Origin of the sequence: Nocardiopsis sp. NPDC050513 (assembly GCF_044457925.1) — a bacterium.
Lineage (GTDB): Bacteria > Actinomycetota > Actinomycetes > Streptosporangiales > Streptosporangiaceae > Nocardiopsis.
In genome coordinates, this window is record NZ_JBITHK010000022.1 from 1 (window position 1) to 24517 (window position 24517).

General features: G+C 72.5%; 18 protein-coding genes, 2 tRNA genes and 1 pseudogene. 18 read left to right on the plus strand and 3 right to left on the minus strand.

The genetic code is table 11. The features are described 5' to 3' along the window. Together ACIBFB_RS26060 and ACIBFB_RS26065 are read left to right on the plus strand one after the other, a co-directional pair. Positions 1-303: pseudogene (locus ACIBFB_RS26060) on the plus strand (hypothetical protein); the annotation flags it as partial. Positions 304-511: 208 nt separating this feature from the next. Further along, a complete protein-coding gene (locus ACIBFB_RS26065) occupies positions 512-1513 on the plus strand; it encodes a GntR family transcriptional regulator (RefSeq protein ID WP_397234587.1) in 1002 nt (333 codons plus the stop codon). 92 nt (positions 1514-1605) lie between these two features. On the opposite strand, the gene acnA is transcribed toward ACIBFB_RS26065, so the two are convergent. Continuing rightward, a complete protein-coding gene (gene acnA, locus ACIBFB_RS26070; RefSeq protein WP_397234589.1) occupies positions 1606-4290 on the minus strand; it encodes an aconitate hydratase AcnA in 2685 nt (894 codons plus the stop codon). A gap of 254 nt (positions 4291-4544) precedes the next feature. Between acnA and ACIBFB_RS26075 the strand changes: the two genes are divergently transcribed. From ACIBFB_RS26075 to ACIBFB_RS26090, 4 genes are read left to right on the plus strand one after another with little or no spacing between them, the layout of a single operon-like run. After that, positions 4545-5540 carry a Bug family tripartite tricarboxylate transporter substrate binding protein gene (locus tag ACIBFB_RS26075; RefSeq protein WP_397234591.1) on the plus strand — a complete coding sequence of 332 codons (996 nt, stop codon included), beginning with the start codon at positions 4545-4547 and terminating at the stop codon, positions 5538-5540. Further along, positions 5537-6199, plus strand: a complete 663-nt coding sequence (locus tag ACIBFB_RS26080; protein WP_397234593.1) for a tripartite tricarboxylate transporter TctB family protein — start codon at positions 5537-5539, stop codon at positions 6197-6199. Before ACIBFB_RS26075 ends, ACIBFB_RS26080 begins: the two co-directional genes overlap by 4 nt. Positions 6200-6202: 3 nt before the next feature. Beyond that, positions 6203-7732, plus strand: a complete 1530-nt coding sequence (locus tag ACIBFB_RS26085; RefSeq protein ID WP_397234595.1) for a tripartite tricarboxylate transporter permease — start codon at positions 6203-6205, stop codon at positions 7730-7732. Positions 7733-7737: 5 nt separating this feature from the next. Next, positions 7738-8040 carry an alpha/beta hydrolase fold domain-containing protein gene (locus tag ACIBFB_RS26090; RefSeq protein WP_397234653.1) on the plus strand — a complete coding sequence of 101 codons (303 nt, stop codon included), beginning with the start codon at positions 7738-7740 and terminating at the stop codon, positions 8038-8040. A gap of 86 nt (positions 8041-8126) precedes the next feature. On the opposite strand, the gene ACIBFB_RS26095 is transcribed toward ACIBFB_RS26090, so the two are convergent. Continuing rightward, positions 8127-8214 (minus strand) — tRNA-Leu (locus ACIBFB_RS26095). A 145-nt stretch (positions 8215-8359) separates the two neighbouring features. Between ACIBFB_RS26095 and ACIBFB_RS26100 the strand changes: the two genes are divergently transcribed. The 10 genes from ACIBFB_RS26100 (at position 8360) to ACIBFB_RS26145 (ending at position 22878) form a co-directional block, all read left to right on the plus strand. Further along, positions 8360-9682, plus strand: a complete 1323-nt coding sequence (locus tag ACIBFB_RS26100) for a M20/M25/M40 family metallo-hydrolase (RefSeq protein WP_397234597.1) — start codon at positions 8360-8362, stop codon at positions 9680-9682. A gap of 307 nt (positions 9683-9989) precedes the next feature. After that, complete coding sequence (locus ACIBFB_RS26105) at positions 9990-10937, plus strand: hypothetical protein (protein WP_397234599.1); 948 nt, start codon at positions 9990-9992, stop codon at positions 10935-10937. A 153-nt stretch (positions 10938-11090) separates the two neighbouring features. Continuing rightward, positions 11091-11783: a chaplin family protein gene (locus ACIBFB_RS26110; protein ID WP_397234601.1), complete on the plus strand. Its 693-nt coding sequence runs from the start codon at positions 11091-11093 to the stop codon at positions 11781-11783. 318 nt (positions 11784-12101) lie between these two features. Next, positions 12102-13448 (plus strand): hypothetical protein, encoded by a 1347-nt coding sequence (locus ACIBFB_RS26115; RefSeq protein WP_397234603.1) that lies wholly within the window; start codon positions 12102-12104, stop codon positions 13446-13448. A gap of 632 nt (positions 13449-14080) precedes the next feature. Beyond that, positions 14081-16951 (plus strand): type I DNA topoisomerase, encoded by a 2871-nt coding sequence (topA, locus tag ACIBFB_RS26120; RefSeq protein ID WP_397234605.1) that lies wholly within the window; start codon positions 14081-14083, stop codon positions 16949-16951. A gap of 238 nt (positions 16952-17189) precedes the next feature. Continuing rightward, the gene (gene tmk / locus ACIBFB_RS26125) at positions 17190-19298 is read left to right on the plus strand and encodes a dTMP kinase (protein WP_397234607.1); all 2109 of its coding nucleotides are present in this window, start codon (positions 17190-17192) and stop codon (positions 19296-19298) included. An 87-nt stretch (positions 19299-19385) separates the two neighbouring features. Beyond that, complete coding sequence (locus ACIBFB_RS26130; protein WP_397234609.1) at positions 19386-20558, plus strand: DNA polymerase III subunit delta'; 1173 nt, start codon at positions 19386-19388, stop codon at positions 20556-20558. A 95-nt stretch (positions 20559-20653) separates the two neighbouring features. After that, positions 20654-22216, plus strand: coding sequence for an alpha/beta hydrolase (locus ACIBFB_RS26135; RefSeq protein ID WP_397234611.1), 1563 nt, complete (start codon positions 20654-20656; stop codon positions 22214-22216). Between the two features lie 88 nt (positions 22217-22304). After that, positions 22305-22380 (plus strand) — tRNA-Thr (locus ACIBFB_RS26140). Positions 22381-22509: 129 nt separating this feature from the next. Beyond that, on the plus strand, positions 22510-22878 hold the full coding sequence (locus tag ACIBFB_RS26145) for a hypothetical protein (RefSeq protein WP_397234613.1): 369 nt from the start codon (positions 22510-22512) through the stop codon (positions 22876-22878). Between the two features lies 1 nt (position 22879). On the opposite strand, the gene ACIBFB_RS26150 is transcribed toward ACIBFB_RS26145, so the two are convergent. Next, a complete protein-coding gene (locus ACIBFB_RS26150; RefSeq protein WP_397234615.1) occupies positions 22880-23713 on the minus strand; it encodes an exonuclease domain-containing protein in 834 nt (277 codons plus the stop codon). 153 nt (positions 23714-23866) lie between these two features. Between ACIBFB_RS26150 and ACIBFB_RS26155 the strand changes: the two genes are divergently transcribed. Further along, a complete protein-coding gene (locus ACIBFB_RS26155) occupies positions 23867-24067 on the plus strand; it encodes a hypothetical protein (RefSeq protein WP_397234617.1) in 201 nt (66 codons plus the stop codon). Between the two features lie 55 nt (positions 24068-24122). Then, positions 24123-24500 carry a hypothetical protein gene (locus ACIBFB_RS26160; protein WP_397234618.1) on the plus strand — a complete coding sequence of 126 codons (378 nt, stop codon included), beginning with the start codon at positions 24123-24125 and terminating at the stop codon, positions 24498-24500. The last annotated feature ends 17 nt before the right edge of the window (positions 24501-24517 follow it).

Genomic DNA, 24517 nt, shown 5'->3' on the forward strand with positions numbered 1-24517 from the left:
CCCGAGACCGAGGAGCGGCCCGCGGCCCTGAGGGCGGCGGCCGAGGTCTTCGACACCTGGCAGGACCTGTTGGCAGCCTCGCTGCGCGAGCACGGAACGCCGCCGGAGCAGGCCGCTCAGCTCGCCGCGCTCGCCGTCGCCGGGGCGGAGGGCGCGGTGGCGATGTGTCGAGCCCAACGCACTACTGCCGCTCTCGACGCCGTCGATGCGCAGCTCGACATCCTCTTCCGGGCCGCGACGGAACAAGGATCCGAGGACGTCCAGACGGGGTCGACGCGGTCGGCGGCGGGCGATCGGCCGTAGGCCGCCGACGATCGGCGCCGTGCCTGCCGGATGGCTCGGGCAGACGCCGGTGTCCTCGGCGACCGGCCACGGGAGCACCTGGAACCCGGCTTCCAGCCCGGCGCTGCTGTGCCGGGTCTCCGGAGCGCTCGGTTAGGGTGGGCTGCACCGTCCACGGGAGCCCCGTGACCGGTGGACCGCAGGACAAGGAAGAGCCGACAGGACGCGCATGACCGTGGATGCCGACCCCCGCCGAGACCGGGGTGGCCAGGCGTCGGCTCTGGCCCTCTCCCTCGCGGGCCAGATCAGCGAGCTCGTGCGGGCCCGGGGCCTGGACGAGGGTGCGCACCTGACCGAGCAGTGGATCGCCGACGAGCTCCATGTGTCCCGCTCACCCGTCCGGCGGGCGTTGTCGGTCCTGGAGGATGTCGGGATCGTGCGGCGCGTCCCCAACCGGGGCTACTTCCTGGCCCAGCCCGGCAGTGAACTGGAACCGGCCGGCCAGGCGGGCGAGCGCGACGAAGAGGACGGCGTCTACTTCCGTCTGGTCGACGACTTCCTCGGCGGCCGGCTCGACCAGGAGTTCACCGCGGCGGAGATCGCCCGCCGCTACGGCGCGCCCGTGCGCGAGGTCCAGCGCACCCTGGTCCGCCTGGAAGGGGAGGACCTGGTCAGGCGCAGGCGCGGGCGGGGCTGGGAGTTCCACGGGGCCCTCTCGACCGTGGAGGCCCACGACCAGAGCTACCGGCTCCGGATGATCGTGGAGCCCGCCGCGCTCCTGGAGCCGGGGTTCGCCGTGGACCCTGAGGCCTTCGCGCTCGCACGCCGACGCCAGGAGACCCTGTTGCGTGGCCAGGTGCTCACCTCGTCGCGCGGCGCCCTGTTCCAGACCGGCGCGGAGTTCCACGAGATGCTCACCGGTTGCGCCAACAACCCCTTCCTGCTCGACGCGGTTCGCCGCCAGAACCGGATCCGTCGCCTGATCGAGTACCGGCACCAGTTCGACCGCACCCGGATGGTCGCCCAGGCCCGCGAACACCTCCACCTGCTCGACCTCCTGGAGGGCGGCCACGTGGCGGAGGCCTCGCGGGTCCTGCACGCGCACCTGGACCGCGTGCGCTGGATCAAGACCGGTATCGGTGCCGAGCCCCCACCGCTCGGAGCCGGGGCGGTCGTCGAAGCGGCGGGCGGGGCGGCCGACCGGGACCTGTCCGGCCCGTGCTGCCCCTGACCCGGACCGCGTCGCGGCCGATCCGCACCGGACCCCGTTCCCGCCGCGTCGACCGCGTCGACTGAGGACCCGTGCCCCTGCGACGCCGCGGCCTACCGCGCGGAGGCGATCCCCTGGTCGCTGAGGCGGCGGGCGACGTAGGGCATCGTGCCGCCGTGGCGCAGGTAGGCGAGTTCGTGCTCGGAGTCCAGCCGCAGGTGGACGGTGTGCCGCTCCTCGGTCCCGTCAGCGCGCTTGAGCCGTAGTCCGAGCCGGTTGAGGCCCGTGCGCAGGCCGTCCAGGCCGGTGACGGTCAGCTCCTCGGTCCCGTCCAGCGCCAGGTCGTCGGCGGTCCGGCCCCGCGGGAACAGCACGGGCAGGATGCCCATCCCGATCAGGTTGCCGCGGTGGATGCGCTCGAAGCTCTCCGCGATCACCGCGCGCACACCCAGCAGGGCCTGGACCTTGGCGGCGACGTCGCGGCTCGACCCGGTGCCGTAGGAGCGGCCGGCCACGATGACCAGGTCGTGGCCCGCCTCACGGTAGGTGGCGGCGGCGTGCACGGCCGGTTCGACGCGGGATCGGTCGGCGGTCCACGCGTGCCCGCCCCGGCCGCGCATGTCCTCCGGCAGCAGCAGGTTGGTCGCCGCCGGGTTGGCGAACGCGCCCCGCACCATGACCTCGTGGTTGCTGCGCCGGGTCGAGTACTGGTTGAGGTCGCGCCGGCGCACGCCCCGCTCCAGCAGGTAGGTGCCGGCGAGGCTGTCGGCGGGGATCGCTCCCGCGGGCGAGATGTGGTCGGTGGTCACGTGGTCGCCGAGACGGAGCAGCACACGGGCGTCGTCGACGCCGATCCGCCGCGGGGGCTCCGGGTCCACGCCGACCAGGTACGGCGGCCGCCGGACGTAGGTGGAGCGCGGGTCCCAGTCGAACCGCGTGCTCCCCTTCGCCTCCAGCGCGCGCCAGTGCTCGGTGCCCTCCCGGATCACCGCGTTGTTGGCGCGGAACATCTCCCCGGTCAGGCTCTCCCGGACCGTCTTCGCGGTCTCCTCGTCGTCGGGCCACAGGTCCGCAAGGAAGACCGGCCGGCCGTCGTGGTCGTGCCCCAGCGGCTCGGTGGCGAAGTCGTGCAGGATCGACCCCGCCAGGGCGTAGGCCACCACCAGCGGCGGGGAGGCGAGATAGGCGTGGGAGGTGTGCGGGTTCACCCGGCCGGGGAAGTTGCGGTTGCCCGACAGCACGGCCACGGCCGACAGGCCCGCCTCGGCCAGGGGCTGGAGCCGCGGTTCCAGGGGGCCGGAGTTGCCGATGCAGGTCATGCACCCGAACCCGACGGTGTGGAAGCCGGCGCGCTCCAGCGGCTCCAACAGTTCCGCGGCGCGCAGGTAGTCGGTCACCACCCGCGAGCCGGGAGACAGGGAGGTCTTCACCCACGGCTTGACGCGCAAGCCCCGCTCCAGGGCCCGTGCGGCCAGAGTGCCCGCCTGCACCATCAGGGCGGGATTGGCGGTGTTGGTGCAGCTGGTGATGGCCGCGATCCCGACCGGACCCTCGGGGAGGGGTTCACCGAAGACGTGCTCGGTGGTCGCGGCAGGGGCGGAGACGGCAGGGGCGGCAGGGGCGGTGGCGCGGAACGAGGCCGGTACCCGCGAGAGCGGGACACGCTGGTCGGGGCGGTGGGGTCCGGCCAGGCAGGGCTCAATCCGGGCCAGGTCGACCTCCACCACCCGGTCGAAGCGCGGCTCGGGGGAGTCGGGTGTGCGTAGGAGTCCCTGGGCGCGCTGGTAGGCGTCGACGATGTCGATGTGTTCGTCCTCGCGCCCGGTCAGCCGCAGGTAGTCGCGGACCTCGGCGTCGTAGGGGAAGAACGCGCACGTGGCCCCGTACTCGGGTGCCATGTTCGCGACGGCGGCGCGCGCGGCCCAGCCGAGCCGGTCGACCCCGGGGCCGCAGAACTCGACGAAGCAGTCCACCACCCCGGTCGCCCGCAGTGTCTCGGTGAGGGTGAGGGCGAGGTCGGTGGCCGTGACCCCTGGCGCCAGCCGGTTGGTGAGGCGGACGCCGACGACCTCGGGGAAGCCCAGCAGTACCGGTTCCCCGAGCACGGCGGCCTGGGCCTGGAGGCCGCCGACCCCCCAGCCGAGTACGCCCAGGGCGTTGATCATCGGTGTGTGGCTGTCGGTGGCCACCAATGCGTCCGGGTGCAGTAGTGCGGGTGCGTGGCAGTCGGAGTCCTCGCGCCACACCACGCGGGCCAGGGTCTCCATGTTGACCTGGTGGATGATGCCCTTGCCCGGGGGGATCACACGGAAGCCGTGCACGCTCTGCTCGGCCCACTTGATGAACGCGTAGCGCTCGGCGTTGCGCCGGAAGTCGATCGCGAGGTTGCGCTCGAACGACCGCGCCGAGCCGTGGTCCTCGGCGATGACGGAGTGGTCGACGACGAGGTCGGTGGGGATGACCGGATTGACGGTCGCGGGGTCAGCGCCGAGTTCGGCCACCGTGTCGCGCAGGGCGGCCAGGTCGGTCAGCGTCGGCAGGCACGTGGTGTCGTGCAGCATCATCCGGTTGGGGTGGAAGGGCACCTCGCACCGGCCGGAGCCGGTTCGGGTGCGTTCGAGGACGGCCGGCAGGGCGTGCGGGGCGCGACGTGCCACGTTCTCGATCAGGATGCGGACGGTGTAGGGCAGGGCGTCCAGGGTCGCGGGGTCGAGGAGCCGGTCGAGCGGGACGTACTGGAACAGCGTCCCTCCCACGTCCAGGTCCGCCCTCGGGGCCGCTGCCAGTCTGTCGTCCATCGTTCCCCCACTGTCGTGAACCGTTCGGGCCCTGTGAAGCAAGATTGTTTCAAAAATCAGATTAGTACAATCTACGTGACTCCAGTGTGCATAGGTCTTCGCCAGTGGCGATGCGCGGGAGTGAGGTTGCGGACATATTGCACTAAAGTGTCTCGTCGTGCAATATCACTTCGCATGGTGTCCCACATCACGACGAAGCACGGGGCCGGGCGATCCGTCGCCCGGACCGCCACCCGACCCCAGAGGGAGAAGCGATGCGACAACCGGCTCTGAGCCGCCGCGAGGTGATCGCGGGCGTGGCCGGCGCCGCCGCGTTCGGCGGTGCCCTGGTGGAGATCGCGGGTAGCCGGAGCGATCCGGGATCCGGCGGCGGCCGACTGGAGATCGTCGTCCCCGCCGCGGTCGGCGGGGGTTTCGACACCGTCGCCCGGCAGGCTCAGCACGCGTTCACCGGCAACGGACTCACGGGCGCCATCGAGGTGCTCAACATGCCGGGCGGGGGCGGCACGGTCGGACTGACCTACGTGGCCCAGCAGCCCGCGCGCGACGACCTGCTCATGGTGATGGGCAGTTCGATCCTGGGCGGGATCGAGATCACCGGTTCGCGGACCACGCTGGCCGACATCACCCCGCTGGCCCGTCTGGCCGAGGACTACATCGTCGTCGCGGTCCGCCAGGACTCTGCCCTGCACGATCTGTCCGACCTGGTGGACCTGTGGCGGGACCGGCCGCGCGACGTCGCCGTGGCGGGTGGTGCCGTCGGCACGTCCGACCACCTGCTGGCCGCCCTGATGCTCGGCCGCGTCGGGGCCGACCCGGCCGACCTGAACTACCTCGTCTACTCCGGCGACGGGGAAGTGCTCACCTCCCTGCTGTCCGGCACCGCCGACGTGGCCGTGTCCAGCTACAACGGCCTGGAGTCCCAGATCGCGGCGGGAGAGGTCCGCGCGCTCGGACTCTCGGCCGCCGAGCGCCTGCCCGGGGTCGAGGTCCCGACGCTGCGCGAGGGCGGGCTGGACCTGGACCTGGCCAACTGGCGCGGCTTGGCGGCCACGGGCGGACTCGACCAGGCACAGCACGACGCGCTGCTGGCGCTGGTGGGCGCCCTCGTGGAGACCCAGGAGTGGCAGGACACCGTGAGCACGTTCGGCTGGCGGGACGCCTACCTGTCCGGCCAGGACTTCACCGACTTCCTGGACGCGGAGAGTACGCGGCTGGAGGAGATCATCGAGGGATTGGGGCTGTCATGACCGCGGCACGACCGGAGCGGGCCGACGAACCCGTGCGGGAAGTCGACCCCGGACGAGGGGCCGAGGGACTCGAACGACCAGCGGCTCCGGCACCGCCCGCGGACCCGTCCGGAACCGCCGGAGAACCGGCCACCGTGGCGTCGGCGCTGTCGGTACCCGCGCTCACCCTCGGGGTCGCGGCCGTCCTCCTCGTCGGCGGCGTCCTCATCCGGGTGCCCAGGAGCTCCGGCTACCTGGGCCCCGACTTCTTCCCGCTCACCATCGGCGCCATCCTGGCGGTGACGGCGTGCGTGTCCGGTTTCCGGGCAGTCCGGGCAGTCCGGGCGGCGCGCCGCGCGTCGACCGCGTCGGAGACGGCGTCGGTCGAGTCGCCGGATCCGACACCGGCGGAGGTGCCCAAGGCCGTCAGTAGGACCGGGGACTGGCGGACCCTGGGCATCATGGCCGCCACCCTGGCGGCGCACGCCGCCCTCCTGGAGCCCCTCGGGTGGCTCATCGCCGGGACGCTGCTGTTCTGGGGCATCAGCTTCGCTCTGGACCGCGCGAAGCCGGTGCTGGACCTGTTCATCGCGATCGCGCTGGCCTCGCTCGTGCAGATCGCCTTCTCCGGGCTGCTGGACGTGGCACTGCCCCTCGGCCTCATCGGAAAGGTGCTGTGACCGATGGAGACCCTCTCCCTCCTCACCGCGGGGTTCGCCGAGGCGCTCACCCCCGTCAACCTGCTCTGGTGCCTGCTGGGCGTCGTCCTCGGCACCGCCGTGGGCGTGCTCCCCGGACTCGGCTCCTCCATGGCGGTCGCCCTCCTGCTGCCGATGACCTTCCTGCTGGAGCCGACCGCGGCGTTCATCATGTTCGCCGGGATCTACTACGGCGGGCAGTTCGGCGGCGCCACCACCTCCATCCTGCTCAACACCCCCGGCCAGAGCGCCTCGATCGCCACCGCGTTCGAGGGCCACCTCATGGCGCGCTCGGGGCGGGCCTCGCAGGCGCTGGCCGCCGCGGTCATCGGATCGTTCGTCGGCGGCATCATCGCGACCACGCTGGTGGCCTTCTTCGCCCAGCGCATGGTGGTGTTCGCCCTCGGGTTCGGCCCGGCCGAGTACTTCGCGCTCGCCGTGCTGGCCTTCGTGTGCACCGCGGCCGTCGTGACCTCCTCGCCGCTGCGCGGCATCACCGCGCTCGGAATCGGGCTGACCATCAGCGTCATCGGCATCGACGACCAGAGCGGAGCCATCCGGCTCACCCTGGGCATCCCGCACCTGCTCGACGGCATCGGCATCGTCGTGGTGACCGTCGGCCTGCTCGCCGTGGGCGAGGTCCTGTACTCGGGCTTCCGGCGCGGGCACGCCTCACCGGCCCGGGCGATGGCCTCGGGCACCCCCTGGCTGGGCCGCGCGGACGTGCGCCGTTCATGGGGGCCCTGGCTGCGGGGCACGGCGCTGGGCCTGCCCTTCGGCGTCATCCCCGCGGGCGGAGCCGAGATCCCGACCTTCCTGTCCTACGGCGCGGAGAAGGCCCTGGCCCGCCGACGTGGGAACAGCGAGTTCGGCCGCGGCGCGATCGAGGGCGTCGCCGGACCGGAGGCCGCCAACAACGCCACGACGGCGACCGCGATGGTCCCCCTGCTCGGCCTGGGCCTGCCCACGTCGGCGACGGCCGCCGTCATGCTCGCCGCGTTCCAGCAGTACGGCATACAGCCGGGTCCGCTGCTCTTCGAGGACGAGGGGAACCTGGTCTGGGCGCTGCTGGCGAGCATGTTCATCGGGACCTTCCTGCTCCTGCTGATCAACCTGCCCTTCGCCCCGCTGTGGGCCCGGCTTCTGCTGTTGCCGCAGCGGCACCTGTTCGCTGGGCTGATGGTCTTCGCAACGGTAGGCGTGTACTCGGTCAAGGGGTCGGTGGCCGATGTCGTGCTTCTCTACGTGGTGGGACTCGTGGGTCTGTTGATGCGCCGGTACGGGCTCCCGGTCGCCCCGGTCCTGATCGGGGTCATCCTCGGTCCGCTGGCCGAGGGCGAGCTGCGCCGGGCGATGTCGGCGGGCCAGGGTGACGTCACGATCCTCTTCGACAGCGGTATCGCCGTGGGGATCTACGGCCTGCTCGCGGTGCTTACGGCGGTCTTCTCGGTCAAGCGGGTGCGGGAGCGCCGCGCGGCCGACCGGGCACGGGCGGATCGGGCCGCCCTCGGATAGCCAGGATCTGTCCCCGCGTCAATTTCCACGGTGGCGGCCATGTGATGCCAGGGACGGAGCTAAACGACGGTCCATGCAGGTACCTAGCCGCGGAGGCAGGGGCGGTCGTGGTCAACGTCGACTACGCCGTCGCCACCACAGCGGCGATGAATCGCCGTCGGTGTGCCGCCCTGGTTCGCACGGTTCGGTGTGACGACACCCGTGCGCTTGGCGGACCCCACTGCAGACCGAACGTCAGGCGAAGGCTACCTGGGACCGGTGGGGGAAGGGTTCGGGTCCGGGACGGACTCGAACCCCCATCGCGCTGACCAGGTACGACGAGTGGTGCTTCCGAACCGGAGATGAGTGGACAATGAAAAACTCCCAGGTCAACGACCTGGGAATCTTTTCCGTCTGGTGTCCGAGGGGGGACTTGAACCCCCACAGCCTTAACGGCCACTAGCACCTCAAGCTAGCGCGTCTACCTATTCCGCCACCCGGACTGGGCTGTGCTCGGCGCTTCCCGCGCCGGACAGGTCAACCATAGCAAAGGTCGGAAGTGCCGCGAACCAGTTTCCGGGCGGGGGGTCGGCGTGACATCGTCGGTGGGACACGCAGGAGCCCATGCGGCTGGACGGGAGTTGCGAGATGGCACAGCCGGACAACGCGCTGAGCGCGGCCGAGGTCGAGGTCGTCGACCTGTGCAGGGAACTCATCGAGATCGACACCTCCAACTACGGCGACCATTCGGGGCCCGGTGAGCGCAAGGCCGCCGAGTACGTCGCCGCCAAGCTCGACGAGGTCGGCGTCGAGTCCCGCATCTACGAGAAGCACCCCGGTCGCAGCAACGTCGTGGCGCGGATCGCGGGCGAGGACTCCGGTCGGCCCCCGCTGCTCATCCACGGTCACCTGGACGTGGTGCCCGCGGCGCCCGACGACTGGACCCGCCACCCCTTCGCGGGGGAGGTCGCCGACGGCTGCGTCTGGGGCCGCGGCGCCGTCGACATGAAGAACATGAACGCGATGGTCCTGGCCATGCTGAGGCAGCGTCTGCGCGAGGGCCGCCGCCCTCCGCGCGACATCGTGCTGGCCTTCCTCGCCGACGAGGAGGCCGGGGGCACCTGGGGCGCCCAGTACCTGGTCGACGAGCACCCCGAGCTGTTCGCCGACTGCGACTCCGCGATCAGCGAGGTCGGCGGCTTCTCCTTCACCGTGCGTGACGACCGGCGCCTCTACCTGGTGGAGACCGCGGAGAAGGGCATCGCCTGGATGAAGCTGACCGCGCGCGGCACCGCCGGGCACGGTTCGATGGTCAACACCGACAACGCGGTCACCGAACTGGCCGCGGCCGTCGCCCGTCTGGGCGAGCACGCGTTCCCCGTCCAGCTCACACCCACCGTCCGGACGTTCCTGGAGGAGATCTGCGAGGAGTTCGGGATCCCCTTCGACGAACGCGACGTGGACGCCACGGTGGCCCGCCTCGGCCCGATCGCCCGCATGATCGGCGCCACCCTGCGCAACACCCTCAACCCCACGGTGCTCGGCGGCGGCTACAAGGCCAACGTCATCCCCGGTGAGGCGACCGCGCAGGTGGACGGCCGCTTCCTGCCGGGCACCGAGGACGAGTACTTCGCGACGGTCGACCGCCTCCTGGGCCCCAAGGTCAGCCGCGAGTTCATCCACCACCTCCCCGCGGTCGAGACCTCCTTCGGCGGCGGCCTGGTCAGCGCGATGTCGGAGTCCCTCCTGGCCGAGGACCCCGGGGCGAAGGCGGTGCCGTACTGCCTGTCGGGCGGCACCGACGCCAAGAGCTTCTCCCGCCTGGGCGTGCGCAACTACGGCTTCTCCCCGCTGCGGCTGCCCCCGGAACTGGACTTCGCCGGAATGTTCCACGGGGTCGACGAGCGTGTCCCGATCGACGGCCTTCGGTTCGGTGTGCGTGTGCTCGACAGGTTCGTCGGGCTGAGCTGAGCCTGTCCGGATATGCGGCGCCCTTCCGGCTCCGATCGGTCGAGAAGTTCTCGCTGTCCTCCCCGAACGCGCCCATGTTCACTCAACGTGATGCTACGGTTGCTTTCAGTTCGACGGTGTCGTGGTTCCTCGTACGCGTCAGCGTGCGCCGCGAACCCGGCACCGCCGTGCGACCGCGGTAGATCCGCCGCACGGGACCGTCCAGTGACAGTGAGACAAGGGGGCATCCATGGTGCTCGCGGGACGAGGGTGGCTGGTGTCGACCAGTCGCGCTGCCCGTGACACCCGGAGCGCCTACGCTCGACTGTTGCTCCTGTCCGGCATCGCCGCCGTCGCCTGGCTCGCCGTGGGCTTCGGTGTCGCCCACGCTGACACCTCGCCCGAGACCGGCGACCTGGTCAGCCGTGTCATGGGAGCCGGGGACACGGCCGAGCACACCGGCCGGGCGGCGAGCCCTCGTGAGCCCGTCCTCACCAGGGCCGCCTCCCGGGCCGCGTCGACCACCTCGACGCTGACCGACACCGTCGTCCCCCAGGCCGCCGCGCTTCCCGCGCACGCCCTGGACGACGCCGGGGTCACCGAGGCGCTCGACGGCACCGCCGCCGGTGCCGCCACCCACCGCGTGGTCGGCGACACCACCCGCGCCGTCGACGGGACCGCGCGCGGCGCCGGGGACCTCGTCTCCGGCGTCGCCCGCGCGGGCCGTGACGTGGTGGAGTCCACCGACGGCTCCCTGCGCGAGGGCGGACTGGTCGACACCGTCGCCGAGGGGCTCACCGACACCGCCGCCGGCGGTGTCGGCGACACCGTACGCCGCACCGTCCCCGTCGACCTGGCCGTCCTCGGCGCCGGCGGCGAACCCGCCACGGGCCCCGAAGGCACCCGGCGCGTCGCCCCGGACGCCGTGCGCGACCGCGACCGGGACGGGGACCCGGCCGCCGAGTCCGGCGCCGCCGAGCCCGTCGTCTCGCCCGAGACCGTGTGGCACGAGGCCGCGGCGGCGGGCTCCGACGCGGAGTCCGGCGACGACGCGTCCGCCGAGCGCGTCCGCCTCATCGCGGGCGGCGCGCCGCACTCGACCGGGACGGACGCGACCGGTGCGTCCGCGCCGTCCTTCCCGACGCCCGGCGCCGCCGGGTTCCTCATGGCCAGGGCCGTGCACACCGCGCCCCTGGCCCAGCGGGTCGCCCTTCCCGGCGACCCCACCCTGGTCGTCCGCGACGCCGCGGACGACCCCTCCTACTCCCCCGACTAGCCGCGTCTCACGACCGCGGCCGGTCCGCGCGCCCAGCGCGCGACAGCCCCACCGTCCCGGTGGGCGCGCTCTCCCTCGGCTGATCCAGCCAGGAGTCACCGTCCGTGGTCACACGAGCCGCAGAAGACTTCCTCGTTGACCCAAGGACACACGATGACCCACGCAGCATCCAGCCGGATACTCGCCCTCATGGCCGCCGGACTCCTCACCGCCACCGGCGCCGCCCACGCCGACACCGCGACCAGCGGCAACGGATCCGTCGGCGGCGGCAACCAGATCGGGGCCGACGTCGACGCCCCCGTCGACGTCTGCGGCAACTCGGTCGCCGTGCTCGGGGCCTCCGGAGCCCAGTGCGTGGACGGGGAGGCGGAGGTCGGCGGCCCGCCCGCGAGGGACGGCGGCTCCGAGCGGACGCCGACCGACCGCCGCACGGGACACGACGGCTACCACGACGGCTACTACGACGACGAGGAGCTCCCCGAGGAGAGCCCGGACGGGAACCCCGGGCAGGAGACCCCGGACGAGGGCGAGAACCCCAGGGAGGGCGCCCCGGACGACGGCGGGACCCCGGGGGAGGGCCCGTCCCCGACGCCCGGCGGCGAGGAGTCCCCGACCCCCACCGAGGAGAACCGCGGCGAGGTGCCGGTCGAGGTCAGCGCGCCCCCGCAGGAGCGGGCCGGGTCGCCCAGCCCGGAGGCGTCCGCCCCGCCCGCCGGAGACCTCCAGCTCGCCCTCACCGGCGGCGACGGCACCGGGGTGCTCTGGATGGTCGCCGCCGCCCTCGCCACCGCCGCCGCGGGGGCCGGGCTGATCCTCCTCGGCCTCCGTCGGCGCGCCCGCGCCTGATCGGCCGCCCGGGCCGAGTCCGGCCCGGGGGTTGACGCGAGTCCCGCAGCACCGGCCGCAGCCGAGGTCGCGGGGTTCACGTCAGCCGCCGCTCAACCAGAGCGGAGCTGATCGACGGAGCGCGCGCGTCCGCCCGCATCCAGCGGAGACGGACCGCGGCGCGCTCTCCAAGCCCGGCAGTCACGCACCGCCCAGGTGCGCGCCCGACCGGATGATCCCCGGCCTTGGCCGAGGTTCCGTGCCCCACCCAGGGGCGCGGAACGGCCCGTGGCCCAAGCACGACACCTTCTCAACTCGTATTCCGAAAGGACTTCCCACATGAGCAAGTGGGCTGGCACATCAGCGAAGGCCATGCTCCTGGCAGCCGGCTTCGTCGCCCTGGGCACGGGCGTGGCGTTCGCCGACGGTGACATCGCCACCTCCGGCAACGGGTCGATCGCCGGCGGCAACCAGCTGGTCGTCGACGGCGACGTGCCCGTGAACGTCTGCGGCAACTCGATCGGGGCGGTGCTGGGCGTGTCCGGCGCCTCCTGCACCGGTGGCACCGCCGCCGTCATCGAGGGCCACCGCGACATCGCGACCTCGGGCAACGGCTCGATCCTGGGCGGCAACCAGGCCGTCGTGGACGGCGACATCCCGGTCAACCTGTCCGGCAACGCGATCGGCGCGCTCGGCGGCATGGCCGGGGCGCAGGCGACCGACACCACCGCCCTGGTCGCGCACCGGGGCGGCCGGGGCGGCCGGGGCGGCGACTCGGACATCGCCAGCTCGGGCAACGGCTCGATCCTGGGCGGCAACCAGCTCGTGGGCGACCTGGACGTGCCGGTGAACATCTCCGGCAACGCGATCGGCGCCCTGGGCGGCGTCGCGGGCGCGGCGGCCACCGACACCAACGCGATCGTGAGCGACACCGCGGGCCGGCGCGGCAACCACGGCGGCGACGACCACCACGGCCACGGCTACCGGACCTACCAGGCCGCCCCGGCCGACGTCAGCACGATGGACCTGGTCGGCGAGGCCGCCCAGAACGTCCACGTGCTGCCCGACACCTCCGGCGTGGACGCGGGCGTGCTCCGGCAGTCCGCGCCCGTCGAGCGCGAGCACATGTCGCAGCCGGACATCGCCAGCTCGGGCAACGGCTCGATCCTCGGCGGCAACCAGGCCGTCCTCGACCTGGCGGTCCCGGTGGACCTGTCCGGCAACGCGATCGGCGCCGTGGGCGGCGTCGCGGGCGCAGCGGCCACCGACACGCGCGCGATCGTCGAGGACGACAACGACGTGGCCACCTCGGGCAACGGTTCGATCCTCGGCGGCAACCAGCTGGTGGCCGACGGCGACGTCCCGCTGAACATCACCGGCAACGCGGTCGGCGCCGTGCTCGGCACCGCCGGCGCGAGCTCCACCGACACCGGCGCGGAGGTGCACCACATGAGCGCCCCGGTCGAGCACCAGTCGGGCGTCCTGGACGCCGCTCCCGTGCTGCACGAGCTGCCCGAGGTGCCCGTCTCCCAGATGGTGCCCGTCGGATACGACCTGAGCGAGACCACCGCCCAGACCGTCGAGACGCACGCTCCCGAGCGCGCCGACGAGCTGCCGGAGGCGTCGGCCATGCCGTCCGTCGACCCGGTCGGCCAGCTCCTCGGGGTGGCGGGCGTGGGCCTGTAGCCACCCAGCGGGTTCCGACCCGGGGCGCTGGCCCCGACGTCCGGAGGAGGACGACGTCTCGTTCCGTAATGGATCGCGGTGGACTGCGAGACGTCGGACACCATCGGACGGCGGCACACGCCCGCGGGGAGGTTCCGCGACCGGCGCACGCGCGCCGCGGACGTCGACTGGGCAAGGGTGAGTCGCCTCCGCACTCCCGTTCCGTAATGGATCGCGGTGGACTGCGGGAGCGTGGGGGTGACGACCACCAGCTCAGGACGTGAGCCGAGTCCTCCCGGGAATATCCGGGGGGACTCGTCGCTTTCTCGTGGTCGTGGAGCGCCGTGATCCCAACTGTGACCGATGTCACTATGGATGCGAGTTCCAGGTGCTCCCCGAAGCCGGTGGGCGATGGTGGGAGACGGTCGCCACGCCCGAGCGGGGACGCGACGGGGCGGCATCGGTTCGGGTAACGCTTATTCTGCGGGTGCCGGTGGTTGTGAGCTCGGCGCCCGGCACCGGGACGGGTCCCGGACCCGGGGGTCCGCTCACCCGTCGACGGGGGAGGGCCTGGCATTCGGTTACTGTCGGTTCCCAGGAAACCGCAGGACCACGGTCGGACAGATCACGTAGGGCTAGACGTAGGGGAACACGTGCCACCCACGAAGGGCAGCGCCGGCAAGAACGGCTCCAAGGACACCGGACGGCAGGGAGCGGGCACCGCTCTGGTCATCGTCGAGTCGCCCGCCAAGGCGAAGACCATCGCCGGCTATCTGGGCCGCGGCTACGTCGTGGAGTCCAGCATCGGCCACATCCGTGACCTGCCCACGAAGGCCGCCGAGATCCCCGCCAAGTACAAGGGACAGCCGTGGGCGCGGCTCGGCGTGGACGTCGACGGCGACTTCGAGCCGCTCTACGTCGTCAACGCCGACAAGAAGTCGCACGTCAAGAAGCTCAAGGAGCTGATGGCGGAGGCCGACGAACTCCTGCTGGCCACAGACGAGGACCGCGAGGGCGAGGCGATCGCCTGGCACCTGCGCGAGGAGCTCAAGCCCAAGATCCCCGTCCGCCGCATGGTCTTCAACGAGATCACCAAGGACGCCATCCAGCGCGCCGCCAGCAACACGCGCGACCTGAACACGCGTCTGGTCAGCGCCCAGGAGACGCGCCGCATCCTGGACCGCCTCTACGGCTACGAGGTCTCCCCCGTGCTGTGGAAGAAGGTCATGCCCAAGCTCTCGGCCGGCCGGGTGCAGTCGGTCGCCACGCGCCTGGTGGTCGAGCGCGAACGCGAGCGGATGGCCTTCACCTCCGCCGAGTACTGGGGCATCAAGGCGGTCTTCGACGCCACCGAGGCGGGTGTCCCCGAGGGCCCCGCCACCTTCCCCGCGACACTGCTCAGCGTGGACGGCACGCGCGTCGCCGTCGGCCGCGACTTCACCTCCCAGGGCGTCCTGCGCTCCGACCGCGGCGTCCGCCACCTGGACGAGGAGGCCGCGCGCGGGCTCGCCGAGCGGCTGACCGGAGCCGGTTTCGCGGTCAGGTCGGTGGAGCGCAAGCCCTACCGCCGCTCCCCGTACGCGCCGTTCCGCACCACCACCCTCCAGCAGGAGGCGTCCCGCAAGCTCGGCCTGTCCGCGAAGCAGACCATGCAGGTCGCCCAGCGGCTGTACGAGAACGGTCACATCACCTACATGCGCACCGACAGCACGACGCTGTCGGAGAGCGCCGTGAACGCCGCGCGCTCGCAGGCCCGGCGCCTCTACGGCGCCGACCACGTGCCCGACAAGCCGCGCGTGTACGCCAGCAAGGTCAAGAACGCGCAGGAGGCGCACGAGGCCATCCGCCCCGCGGGCGACGAGTTCCGCATCCCCTCGCAGACCGGCCTGACCGGCCCCGAGTTCCGTCTCTACGAGCTGATCTGGAAGCGCACGGTCGCCTCCCAGATGAAGGACGCGGTGGGCGAGTCCGTCACCGTGCGGATCGAGGGCACCTCCGCGAGCGGTGAGGTCGCCGAGTTCAGCGCGACCGGCAAGATCATCACCTTCCACGGCTTCCTCAAGGCCTACGTCGAGGGTTCCGACGACCCGGCCGCCGACCTGGACGACCGCGAGCGGCGCCTGCCCGCGATGGCCGAGGGCGACCCGCTCAAGGCGCAGACCCTGGAGGCCGAGGGGCACAGCACCCGCCCGCCCGCCCGCTACACCGAGGCCACCCTGGTCAAGGAGCTGGAGGAGCGGGAGATCGGGCGCCCGTCCACCTACGCCTCGATCATCGGCACCATCCTGGACCGCGGCTACGTGTTCAAGAAGGGCACGGCGCTCGTGCCGTCCTTCCTGGCCTTCGCGGTGGTCCAGCTGCTGGAGCGGCACTTCGGGAACCTGGTGGACTACGAGTTCACCGCCCGCATGGAGGACGTGCTCGACGGCATCGCCCGCGGCGAGACGGAGAGCCTTCCGTGGCTGCGCCGCTTCTACTTCGGCGGCGAGGACCCGCAGGGGCAGCAGGAGACCGGGCTCAAGGACCTGGTGGGCGACCACCTGTCCGAGATCGACCCGAAGGAGATCTCGTCCGTCCCGGTGCCCGGCACGGACATCGTCCTGCGGGTGGGACGCTTCGGCCCGTACCTCGACCGGGACGGGGAGCGGGCCAACGTGCCCGAGGACCTGGCCCCGGACGAGCTGACCAAGGAGAAGGCCGAGGAGCTGCTCGCCCAGCCCAGCGGCGACCGCGAGCTCGGCACCGACCCCGGGACCGGCCGCGTGATCGTGGCCAAGTCCGGGCGGTTCGGCCCCTACGTCACCGAGGTCGTCGAGGAGCCCGCCGAGGAGGCCGGGAAGGGCGCCGCGAGGGCGAAGGCGAAGACGAAGGCCAAGCCGCGCACGAGCTCCCTGCTCAAGTCGATGGACCTGGACACGGTCACGTTGGAGGACGCCCTGCGGCTGCTGTCGCTGCCCCGCGTGGTCGGCGAGCTCGACGGCGAGGAGGTCACCGCGCAGAACGGCCGGTACGGCCCCTACATCAAGCGCGGCACCGACAGCCGGTCCCTGGAGACCGAGGAGCAGATGTTCACGGTCACCCTGAAGGAGGCCGAGGCGCTCTTCGCCCAGCCCAAGCAGCGCGGGCGCAGGGCCGCCGCGCCGCCCCTGCGCGAGCTGGGCCAGGACCCGGTCTCCGGCGCGAAGATGGTCGTCAAGGACGGGCGGTTCGGCCCCTACGTCACGGACGGAGAGGTGAACGCCTCCCTGCGCAAGGGCGACGAGGTCGAGTCGATCACCGACGAACGCGCCGCCGAGCTGCTCGCCGAGCGCCGTGCCAAGGCCCCGGCCAAGAAGAAGCCCGCGGCGAGGAAGACCACCGCGAAGAAGACGACGACGGCCGGGAAGACGGCGAGCGCGTCCGGGGCCTCGACCACGAAGAAGGCGTCGACCACCCGCTCCGCCGCGACCGCGAGGTCCGCCGCGACGAAGAAGACCGGGACCCCGAGGACGACCGCGCGCGAGTCCGCCGACGGCGAGTCCTGAACCGCCCCGCTCACCTGGGCCTTCCCCGCGGGCAGCGCCCAGGTGAGCCGTTCCGCGGGCCGGGGCGGCGACCCGCTCCGCACGACCCCTGTCGGGGACGGGGGTTCCGTACTACTCTGTGTGTGACGGAGGGGAACGCGTGAAACGTGTGTGACCTCCGGCTCCACCTCTCGAATCACCACGCGGCGGGTCGTCGACCCGTCGGTCCCTATCCCCCTCACCGATAATCTTGAGCGCTATGAGCAGATCTGCACCCCTGGGAGCGCCGGCCGAGGCGCGCCATGTCCTCGCGATCTCACCCTTCAGAAGGCTGTGGATCTCGCTTTCCCTCTCCAGCCTGGGCGACTGGCTCAGCCTGCTGGCCCTGATGTCCCTCGCGGCGATCTTCACCACGGACAGCTCCCAGCTCGTCCAGTACCTCGCCGTCAGCGGCGTCGTGGTGATCAAGCTGGCCCCGTCGATCCTGTTCAGCCCGCTGGCGGGGGTGGTCGCCGACCGCCTCGACCGGCGCTGGACGATGGTCGTCGGCGACGTGCTGCGCGGCCTGCTCTACGTCTCCATCCCGCTCGTCGGGCTCTTCGTTCCCGGTTTCGCGCTGGAGTGGCTGCTCGTCGCCAACCTCCTGGCCGAGATCGTGGCCCTGTTCTGGACCCCGGCCAAGGACGCCACCGTCCCCAACCTGGTGCCCAGGAAATTCCTGGAGCAGGCCAACCAGCTCAGCCTGCTCACCACCTACGGCACCGCGCCCGTGGCGGCGCTGCTGTTCGCCGCGCTCGCCTCGGTCAGCAACCTGCTCGGCGCGCTGCTGCCCTCGATGGCCAGCCCCGAGGCGGACATCGCGCTCTACCTCAACGGCGTGACCTTCTTCGTCGCCGCGATCGTGGTCGTCGGACTGCCGATCCCCAAGCACAAGGCGGCGCGGGACGGCGAGGGCGACACCTCCGACAGCGGCATCCTGCGCGCCGTGTGGAAGGGCTGGCGGTACGTCGGCGGGACGCCGCTCGTGCGCGGCCTGGTGCTGGGCATGCTCGGCGCCTTCGCCGCCGGGGGCGCCGTCATCGGCGTCGGCCGCATCCACGTCGAGGCGCTGGGCGCGGGCAACGCCGGTTTCGGCATGGTCTTCGCCGCGGTGTTCTCCGGAATGGCGCTGGGCATGCTCGCCGGACCGCGCGTGCTCAAGGGCTTCAGCCGACGCCGCCTCTTCGGTCTGAGCATCGTCATCGCGGGCGTGGCCCTGGTGTTCGCGGGCGCCGTCGCGGACATGGTGCTCACCGCCGTGCTCACCGCGGTCCTCGGCATGGGCGCGGGCTTCGCCTGGGTGATCGGCCTGACCATGCTCGGCCACGAGGTCGAGGACGAGTACCGGGGGCGGACGTTCGCCTTCCTGCACGGGGCGGCGCGCATCGTCCTGGTCGGCTCCACCGCGCTGGCCCCGCTGGCCGCCGGCCTGATCGGCGACTACGCGTTCCCGATCGGCCCGCTCACCTACGACCTGCGCGGCAGCGGCGTGGTGCTCATGGTCTCCGGTCTGTTCGCCGTCGTCGTGGCGCTCGTCTGCTACCGCCAGATGAACCGGAACGCGCCCGACGCCGGTCCCGGCCTGGTCCCCGAACTCGTCGCCGCCCTGCGCGGCGTCGACCCGGCCGGTGACGAGGAGGAGGGACAGGCCAGGCACGGCGGCGCGTTCATCGTCGTCGAGGGCGGAGAGGGCGCGGGCAAGTCCACGCAGGTCCGCGAGCTGACCGTATGGCTGCGCGACCAGGGCTTCGAGGTCGTGGGGACACGGCAGCCGGGGGCGACCAAGCTCGGCATGCGCCTGCGCGGACTGCTCCTGGACAAGGAGAACTCGCACATCACGCACCGGGCCGAGGTGCTGCTCTATGCGGCCGACAAGGCCGACCACGTCGAAAGGGAGATCCTGCCCGCCCTGGAGCGCGGCGCGATCGTCATCAGCGACCGCTACGTCGACTCGATGCTCGCCTACCAGGGCGCCGGCCGCGACCTGTCGGCCGAGGAGATCCGCGACATCAGCGACTGGGCCACCCAGGGCCTGGTTCCCGACCTGACCGTGCTGCTCGACGTCGCGCCCGAGGACGGGCTGGCACGCCTGGGCGGCCCCACCGACCGCATCGAGTCGGAGTCGGCCGAGTTCCACGAGCGGGTCCGGCGCGGCTTCCTGACGTTGGCCAAGGCCGACCCGGACCGCTACCTCGTGCTGGACGCCAAGGAGCCGCAGGAGAGGATCGGGCGGGAGATCCGCCGCCGCGTCCGCGCGCTGCTGCCCGACCCGGTGCCGAGCGGTTCGGAGGCCGTGACGGGCATGATCCCGGTGATCAAGGACGAGTAGTCCGGGGTCGGCGCACGAAGCCGTGCCGCACGTCGGTGAGGGCTCCTATCCTGGGACCAGACATCAGCGCCGGCCCGGGGGGAAAGTGTGACGGTCTTCGACGACCTCGTCGGCCAGAGCGCCGCGGTCGGCCAGCTGCGACGTGCGGTCGCCGCGGCCGGTGACCTGGTCGCGGGTGGTTCCGGCGGGGGGATGACCCACGCCTGGCTGTTCACCGGTCCCCCCGGCTCGGGACGTTCGGAGGCGGCGCGCGCGTTCGCGGCGGCCCTCCAGTGCCGGGACGGCGGCTGCGGTCACTGCGACTCCTGCCACCAGGTGCTCGCCGGAACCCATCCCGACGTGCTGTACGTGCGGCCGAGCGGGCTCAGCTACGGCGTCGGCGACACCCGTGACCTGGTCCTGCGGGCCGGGAGCAAGCCCTCGGGCGGGCGGTTCCGCGTCGTGTTGTTCGAGGACGCCGACCGCGCCACCGAGGCCGCCTCCAACGCCCTGCTCAAGGCCGTCGAGGAGCCGTCGCCCCGGACGGTGTGGCTGCTGTGCACGCCCACGCCCGACGACCTGCTCGTGACCATCCGCTCCCGCTGCCGCCTGGTCACCCTGGCCACGCCGGGCACACGGGAGGTGGTCGACGCGCTCGTCCGGCGCGACGGCGTCGACCCCGCGACCGCCGAGGCCGCGGCACGGGCCGCCGGGGGGCGGATCGACCGGGCGCGGCAGCTGGCCACCGATCCCGAGGCGCGCAGGCGCCGCGAGGAGGTGCTGTCCATCCCCGCCCGGCTCGACGGCCTCGGCGCGTGCGTGACCGCCGCCGCCCGCCTCTACGAGATCGCGGAGGAGGAGTCCAAGGCCCTCACCACCGCGCTCGACGAGCGGGAGAGGGACGAGATGAGGGCGGCCTTCGGCGAGGGCTCCAGCGGCAAGGGGGTGGCCAGGGCGATGCGCGGCGCGGCGGGGGCGCTCAAGGACCTGGAGGAGCGGCAGAAGCGCCGCGCCACCCGGATCAAGCGCGACTCCTACGACCGCGCGCTGCTGGACCTGGCGGCGTTCTACCGGGACGTGCTCACGCTCCAACTGGGCGCGGGGGTCGAGCGGTCCACGGACGACCGCGGCGGCGACCTGGAGCGGCTGGCGCGGTCCGGCGGCCCGGAGGCCACGCTCCGGCGGATCGACGCGATCATGGGCTGCCGCGAGCGGATCGCCGCCAACGTGCACCCGCAGATCGCGATGGAGGCCATGACGTCGGCCCTGCTCGCCGGATAGCGGGCGAGGGGGCCCTGATCCCCTCGGGTCCGGCACAATGGTGCGGCGTTGAGGGCGCCGGCCGCGGTCGGCCGACACGGAGAGGCGGGCATCGGGTGGGCACGAACAAGCGGGGGCCATGGGCGGCCTCGCTCGCGGGGGCGGTCCTGCTGGCGACCGGCTGCACCCTCGGCGGGTCCGACGGGACGGCGGGGGACGCCGACGAGGCCGGGGCCGGTCCTCTGGCGGACTTCACCGCGCAGGAACTCGACTGGGGCGCCTGCGAGACCGGGCTGGAGGGCGCCGAGTGCGCGGTCTTCGAGGTGCCGCTCGACTACGAGGAGCCCGACGGCGCGCGGATCGAGATCGCGGTCAAGCGGCTGCCCGCCGAGGGTGACGACGTCATCGGCTCCCTGGTGCTCAACCCCGGCGGCCCCGGCGGCTCGGGCTTCGACTACGTGGACCAGGCCGCCTACGCGGTCAGCGACGACGTGCGCGAGCGCTTCGACGTGGTCGGCTTCGATCCGCGCGGCGTGGGCCGCAGCACTCCGCTCACGTGTATGGACGCCGCCGAGCTCGACGAGTTCCTCGGGATGGACGTGGACTCCGAGGACGGGGACGCGGACCTGACGGAGATCACCGACGAGGGCGTCGCGGAGATGGCGGAGAGCGGGCGCGAGTTCGTCGAGGCCTGCCAGGCCAACGCCCCCGAGCTGATGCTGCACATGGGGACCGTCGATGTCGCCAAGGACCTGGACGTCCTGCGCGCGCTGCTGGGCGACGAGCGGCTGACCTATCTCGGCGCCTCCTACGGCACGCACATCGGCGCCCAGTACGCCGACCAGTTCCCCGACCGGGTGCGGGCGCTCGTCCTCGACGGGGCGGTCGACCCGAGCATGGACCAGCTCGACCTGAGCGTGGACCAGGCGACGGGCTTCGAGACCGCGCTGACGGCCTTCGTCGAGGACTGCCTGACCCTGACCGACTGCCCGCTGGGCGGCCCCGGCGACAGCGTGGACGACGGGATCGCGACGCTGAACGCCTTCCTGGAGGACGCCGGCGAGGAGCCGCTGTCCAACTCCGTCGACGACCGCGAGGTCAACCGGACGCGCGCGGGGCTGGGCGTGCTCGCGGCCCTGTACACCGACGCCTGGTGGCCGCGTGTGCGCGAGGCGCTCACCGACGCCATGGAGAACGGCGACGGGACAGGACTGATCCTGCTCGGGGACGACCTGTACAGCCGGGCCGACGCCGAGGCGTACGAGAACTCCACGGCCGCGCTCATCGCGGTGAACTGCTCGGACTCGCCCAGCCCCCGGGACGTCGAATCCTACGCCGATGCCGCGGTCGAGGCCGCGGAGGAGTCGCCGAACTTCGGGCCCGGACTGGCCTGGGGCGCGCTGCCGTGCGCGTACTGGCCGGAGGAGGCGGTGGCGCGGGGCGGCGCGCTGGACGCCGCGGGCGCCGACCCGATCATGGTGGTGGGCACCACACGGGACTCGGCCACGCCCTACGCGTGGGCGGTGGCCCTCGCCGAGCAGCTGGAGTCCGGGTTCCTGGTGACCCGGGACGGCGACGGGCACACGGGCTACCGGATGGGCGACGTGTGCGTGGACACGATGGTGGACGCCTACCTCATCGATCTGGCGGTGCCCGCGGACGGCATGGCCTGCGCGTGAGGGAGCCGACACGGCGACCGCGTACGGATCACCCCGGTGGAGGCGCTAGACTGGTGACCGCTTCGCCGCGTTCACCACGCGGCGCGGTGCCGCCTTAGCTCAGTCGGCAGAGCGATTCACTCGTAATGAATAGGTCATCGGTTCGATTCCGATAGGCGGCTCCACCCTTTCGGGCCCGTCCGGTTCTCCCGGGCGGGCCCGAAGTGTGTCCGGAGGGCGGCGTCGCCTCCGGTCAATGGATGCTTACCGTACGTTGCGTCGGTCGGTGTCTGTTATGACCGCAATTGGGGTAGATGCGCACCATGAGTCTGGTGTTCATGGTGCTCCTACTGGTGGGAGCGGTCCTCGTGCTCGGCGGGGGCTCCTACGCGGTGCGGCGGGTCATCGCCGCGCTGGAGGAGCGCCTGGCCACCGCGCGGGCGCCGGACGCCGACCCGCCGGCGACCGCCGAACCGCAGGTCGGCGGCTACGTCCCGGGCCCGCGGCTTCCCGAGGACCTGCCTCCCGAACTGCGCGCCCGGGTGCGCAACCTCGTGTCCCTGGGGCGGACGGAGGAGGCCGTGCGCATGCTGGGCGAACGGGCCGAGGTCGACGAGGACCGTGCTCGGGCGATCGTCGCCGAGCTCGGCGACGCTGGACCGGGCCCCGTCCTCGAACCCTGAGTCAGGGCCAGGTGCCGTCCACGACCGTCCCGTGCCCGGGCTTGGTCCGGTCCAGCCACTCCTGGCGGCTGCGGGCGAACCCGAGCGCCCACTCCACCTGCCGCTCGTGCAGCTCCGCGAGGCTCAACCCCGCCACGTCCGGGTGCCGGGCGCCGATCTCCTCCGCCACCGCCAGCGCCGCCAGGGCGTCCGCCGCGGCCGTGTGCGCCTCGGTCAGGTCCACCCCGTAGTACTCGCTCATCGCGCTCAGGTTCCGTTTCCCGCGCCGGTACGGGTCCACGCCCCGGTCGATCACCAGCGGGTCCACGATCGGCACGACGGCGCCTCCGAGCCGCGCCGTCAGCGGCGGCAGCCCGTACCGCTCCAGTTCCCGGGTGAGCACCCTCAGGTCGTAGGGCGCGTTGAACACCACGACCCCCTGTCCCGCCGCCAGGTGCGCCGTGAGCGCGTCGGCGATCTCCGTCAGGCAGTCGACGGCGGGCCGTCCCTCCGCGCGCGCCCGCTCGGTGCTGATCCCGTGGATCGCGACCGCGTCCTCGGGGATCTCCCGGGGCCCGGGGTCCACCAGCCACGTGGTCGACTTGCCGTCCCGGTCCACCAGCGCGGCCGACACCACGAACGCGTCCTCGGGGTCGCGGGAGGAGGTCTCGGAGTCGAAGCCGAGCAGCGCGGTCGTGTGCCACCCGGGGTGGTCGCCGCGCGCGGGCGGGGCAGGGCGGGGCTCGTGCTCGGCGCAGTAGGTGCGCCAGCGGCCCCCTTCCTTGACCACGACGCCGTCACCTGCGGCGACGGGGACCGAACAGGTCGTGCAGGTCCCGGGATAGCGGTTGCGCATGGGGGTCCCTCTCCGGCCGGGCGATCGGCACCGCCGTGAACAGCGGCGATTCAGCAACATCGTAGAACGGCCCGCGGACAGGCCGGGCTTGAGCGCTGGTGGGGCGGGTGGGGCGGTGTGTGCGCGAGCCTGGTTGTGGGGAAGGTAGGGGGCATGAGTTTGGAAGAGGCGTCACGCCAGTTGGAAGCCGCGATCCACGACGCGCGCGTGTCCTTCGACTGCATCCTCCTGGAGGAGTTGGACCGGGCGCACACCAACGCGATCACCGCCCGCGCCGCGGTGGACGCGGCCGAGCAGGCCATTCGGGTCGAGATGGAGAGACGGGCCGAGGAGGAGGGCGGCTCCGTCGACTGAGGCGGAGGGGCGGGCTCAGTCGAACGGGTTTTCGAACGGCGGGTATGCTGGTGGTATGCCCGATCAGTCGCTGACGCCGGACTGGCCCGCGAGTGTGCACCCACCCGGGTCGGACTCCTTCGAGCAGACGGCCCTGGTGTGGCTGTTCGACCACGTGCCCGCCGACTACCGGCTGCACGGCGTGCTGCGCCGACACCCGGTCGCGCTGTCCCGGCTGGCCCGTCAGTACGTGTCCGCCGCCCTGGAGGCCGCCCGCGAGGGGTATCGCACCGCCCGGGTGGACCTGCGCGAGCACCTCCCGCCGCACGCGCTGGACCAGGTGATGAACGCCTACCTGGAGGAGGGTCGGCGCACCGCGTCCGTCCTCCGCTCGATCGAGGCGGTGGACGCCGAACTCCGCGCGGCCGCCACGGGGCGGAGCGCCGATGCGTGAACCCCGCGCCCGGTCCG

Bases quoted from the DNA above. Each gene is read 5' to 3' on its own strand.
- ACIBFB_RS26160 (WP_397234618.1), top strand. From the start codon at position 24,123: ATGCCCGATCAGTCGCTGACGCCGGACTGGCCCGCGAGTGTGCACCCA.
- ACIBFB_RS26155 (WP_397234617.1), top strand. From the start codon at position 23,867: ATGAGTTTGGAAGAGGCGTCACGCCAGTTGGAAGCCGCGATCCACGAC.
- ACIBFB_RS26110 (WP_397234601.1), top strand. From the start codon at position 11,091: ATGACCCACGCAGCATCCAGCCGGATACTCGCCCTCATGGCCGCCGGA.
- ACIBFB_RS26145 (WP_397234613.1), top strand. From the start codon at position 22,510: ATGCGCACCATGAGTCTGGTGTTCATGGTGCTCCTACTGGTGGGAGCG.
- ACIBFB_RS26100 (WP_397234597.1), top strand. From the start codon at position 8,360: ATGGCACAGCCGGACAACGCGCTGAGCGCGGCCGAGGTCGAGGTCGTC.
- tmk (WP_397234607.1), top strand. From the start codon at position 17,190: ATGAGCAGATCTGCACCCCTGGGAGCGCCGGCCGAGGCGCGCCATGTC.
- ACIBFB_RS26085 (WP_397234595.1), top strand. From the start codon at position 6,203: ATGGAGACCCTCTCCCTCCTCACCGCGGGGTTCGCCGAGGCGCTCACC.
- ACIBFB_RS26075 (WP_397234591.1), top strand. From the start codon at position 4,545: ATGCGACAACCGGCTCTGAGCCGCCGCGAGGTGATCGCGGGCGTGGCC.
- ACIBFB_RS26080 (WP_397234593.1), top strand. From the start codon at position 5,537: ATGACCGCGGCACGACCGGAGCGGGCCGACGAACCCGTGCGGGAAGTC.
- ACIBFB_RS26065 (WP_397234587.1), top strand. From the start codon at position 512: ATGACCGTGGATGCCGACCCCCGCCGAGACCGGGGTGGCCAGGCGTCG.
- ACIBFB_RS26150 (WP_397234615.1), bottom strand. From the start codon at position 23,713: ATGCGCAACCGCTATCCCGGGACCTGCACGACCTGTTCGGTCCCCGTC.
- ACIBFB_RS26115 (WP_397234603.1), top strand. From the start codon at position 12,102: ATGAGCAAGTGGGCTGGCACATCAGCGAAGGCCATGCTCCTGGCAGCC.
- acnA (WP_397234589.1), bottom strand. From the start codon at position 4,290: ATGGACGACAGACTGGCAGCGGCCCCGAGGGCGGACCTGGACGTGGGA.